Genomic DNA, 2861 nt, shown 5'->3' with positions numbered 1-2861 from the left:
GGGTATCGGAGCCTACAAACAGCGCATGCCGCGCGCAGAAGACATGCTGCCGGGACGCGGCACGCCGCTACCGCTGCACAACATCCACTTCGTCAACGGACATCCGCTGCGCGACGCGTTCGACGGCCTGCAGCAAGTCGAGTTCGGCCTGGGCTGTTTCTGGGGCGCGGAGCGCAAGTTCTGGAACGTGCCCGGCGTGTACAGCACGTCGGTGGGGTACGCCGGCGGCGGTACGCCGAATGCGACCTACGAGGAAGTCTGCTCCGGCCAGACCGGCCACAACGAGGTCGTGCGCGTCGTGTACGACCCCGCGCAGGTCTCGTTCGAGCGCCTGCTGCAGGTGTTCTGGGAGAGCCACGACCCCACCCAGGGCATGCGCCAGGGCAACGACGTCGGCACGCAGTACCGTTCCGGCATCCATTGCCACACGCCGGAGCAGCAGGCGGCCGCCGAAGCGAGCCTGCAGGCCTACCAGCAACAGTTGAAGGCGGCCGGCTACGGCGACATCACGACGGAAGTCGTGTATCCCGCGCCGCCGTTCTACTACGCCGAGGACTACCACCAGCAGTACTTGGCGAAGAACCCGAACGGCTACTGCGGGCTCGGCGGGACCGGCGTCAGTTGCCCGATCGGGCTGGATGCGTGAGGCCCAGGCCGTTGCCCGGCCTTACAGCCGGGTGACGCCGCAGACGTAGACCACTTCGCAGGCGCCGCCGCCGGTATCGGTGCGGCTGGTGGAACTGCGCCAGCGCCAGCCGTCGCGCGCATTGGCTTCCACCAGCCAGCCATCGATCCGCACGCGCTCGCCCTTGCGTACGCCGGCGAGCGCCTGCGCGACGCTGTCGTTGCCGGGGATCATGTGCATGTTGGCGCTGCTGCTGGCGATCTCGTTCGGCGGCAGCGGCGGCTGGTCGCTCCAGCGGTAGCGGTACCAGCGCGAGGACTGGCTGATGTCCAGCGCGTCGATCACCGCATCTTCGGTCATGCGGGCCCAACCCAGCGCGAGGTCGGTCGGCGACAGGTCCGACTCGCGGCCGCTGCCGTAGTCCTCGCGCGACAGCACGCGCGCTTCAACGCTGAAGCCGGCGAGCGGCGTCAGCGTGGCGGCATCCAGCGCGAACGGCGCAAGGCTGTCCGGCACATCCGTCTGCAAGGGCGGCTCGCCCGATGCCACGCGGGGCGGCAACGGGCAGGYCAAGGCGATATCGCCCGGCGCAGCAGGCGCCCGTGGACCTTCCCGCTTCTCCGAGAACCACCACCCCGCCAGGCAGGCCAGGATGGCGATCACCAGGAGGGTGCGCAGATTCACGCGGTCAGTTTCTCGCGGATGGTCGTGCGCAGTGCAGCCAGGTCCTTGGCGAAGGCGTCGATGCCAGTGGCGAGCTTTTCCTTCGCCATCGGATCGGCCTCGATCGCGGCGGCGAAGCTGTCGGCCGTCACCGGCGCCGCAGCGCCCGCCTCGGCGGACGTCGGTGACAGCTTGCGCGGCAGGTCGCCGTGCTCCTGGTCCAGCTTTTCCAGCAGGTCCGGCGAGATGGTCAGGCGGTCGCAACCGGCCAGCGCTTCGATCTGCGCGGTGGAGCGGAACGATGCACCCATCACCACGGTGGGGGAACCACGCCGCTTGAATTCGGCGTAGACGCCGCGCACGAACACCACGCCCGGATCCTCATCGATGTTCGCCGGCGCTTTCCCGTTGGCCACGTACCAGTCGAGGATGCGGCCCACGAACGGCGAGATCAGGAACGCGCCGGCCTCCGCGCAGGCGATCGCCTGGGTGGGGTTGAAGATCAGGGTGAGGTTGCAGTCGATGCCTTCGGCCTGCAGCACGCGTGCGGCTTCCACGCCTTCCCAGGTGGAAGCGACCTTGATCAGGATGCGATCGCGGCCGATGCCCTGGTCGGCGTACATCTGCACGAACTTGCGTGCCTTGGCGATGGTGGCTGCGGTGTCGTAGGCCTGGTCGGCATCGACCTCGGTGGAAACGCGGCCGGGAATCAGGCCGGCGAGCTTCGCGCCGACGCCGACGGTCAGGCGATCGACCACCTCGTCCACCAGCGCTTCGCCGCCACCCTGCGCACGCGCCCAGGCGAGGTGTTCTTCGATCAGCTCGGCGTACACCGGCAGGTCCAGCGCCTTCTTCACCAGCGTGGGATTGGTGGTGCAGTCCACGGGCTTGAGGCGCTTGATGGCGTCGTAATCGCCGGTGTCGGCGACGACGACGGAAAGTTCGCGGAGTTGCTGGAGTTTGCTGGGCGTGGCGGAGTTCATGCGGTGGCTCGGCAGGGGAACAGGACGGGGAGGGCAAGTATGCCTTGTCGTCCAGCGCGAAGGCTTGTGGTGGAAGGCTGAAATTGGCTTTGTTTTGGCATGGTGCGGCTCCTCGCGGAGAGGGTTTCAAGCCCCTCTCCCTGCGGAGAGGGGTTGGGGTGAGGGGCAACGGAGTCCATGTCTTTGTCCTCCATGGTTGCCACCGCATCCGCGATGGCGGTTGCTTCTGACGGCAGTGAGGGAAGGGTCTTCTTCTCGCACGCATGGCGCCGCTCGCCGCGGGGGCGTTCCTTTCTTTGCTCGTGCAAAGAAAGGAACCAAAGAAACATGCCCCAGGCGGCACGCCCTGCGCTTCGCGCAGGGTCCGCGAACAGGCCGGGAATTTCCGTAAGGCACATCCATGTGCCTTACGGAAACGCCGTCATCCATGACGCCGCCCTTCGGGTTTTACCCGGCCCGCTCGCCGTGCCTCATGGGGACCCCGAAAGCACGAGCAAAAGCAAATACGGCGCGCGGATGCTTCTGCTTTGGCCGTTGGCCCCCTGAGGTCCGGCAGTCGCGGTGGGTAAAACCCCGAAGGGGCGCCGCAC

The 2861-nt window shown here is 67.4% G+C and carries 3 protein-coding genes; 1 reads left to right on the top strand and 2 read right to left on the bottom strand.

The window, feature by feature from the left end; translation table 11 throughout:
* Positions 1 to 646: peptide-methionine (S)-S-oxide reductase MsrA (msrA, locus tag AC04L7_RS15890; RefSeq protein ID WP_475513385.1), on the top strand; the 646-nt coding region annotated here is incomplete at its 5' end.
* Between the two features lie 21 nt (positions 647 to 667).
* Here the strand turns inward: msrA and AC04L7_RS15885 are convergent.
* Both AC04L7_RS15885 and AC04L7_RS15880 read right to left on the bottom strand, forming a co-directional pair.
* A complete protein-coding gene (locus AC04L7_RS15885; RefSeq protein ID WP_475513384.1) occupies positions 668 to 1309 on the bottom strand; it encodes a hypothetical protein in 642 nt (213 codons plus the stop codon).
* Entirely contained in the window at positions 1306 to 2271 is a 966-nt protein-coding gene (locus tag AC04L7_RS15880) for a transaldolase (RefSeq protein WP_435997150.1), read from the bottom strand. Before AC04L7_RS15880 ends, AC04L7_RS15885 begins: the two co-directional genes overlap by 4 nt.
* Positions 2272 to 2861 lie beyond the last annotated feature (590 nt).

Source organism: Pseudoxanthomonas sp. LjRoot204_2 (assembly GCF_056175765.1).
Note: the sequence above shows the minus strand (reverse complement) of the source record. Positions and strands in the feature narration are given on the sequence as shown.

Excerpts from the sequence above, each read along its gene's own strand:
- AC04L7_RS15880 (WP_435997150.1), bottom strand. The coding sequence starts at position 2,271 with ATGAACTCCGCCACGCCCAGCAAACTCCAGCAACTCCGCGAACTTTCC.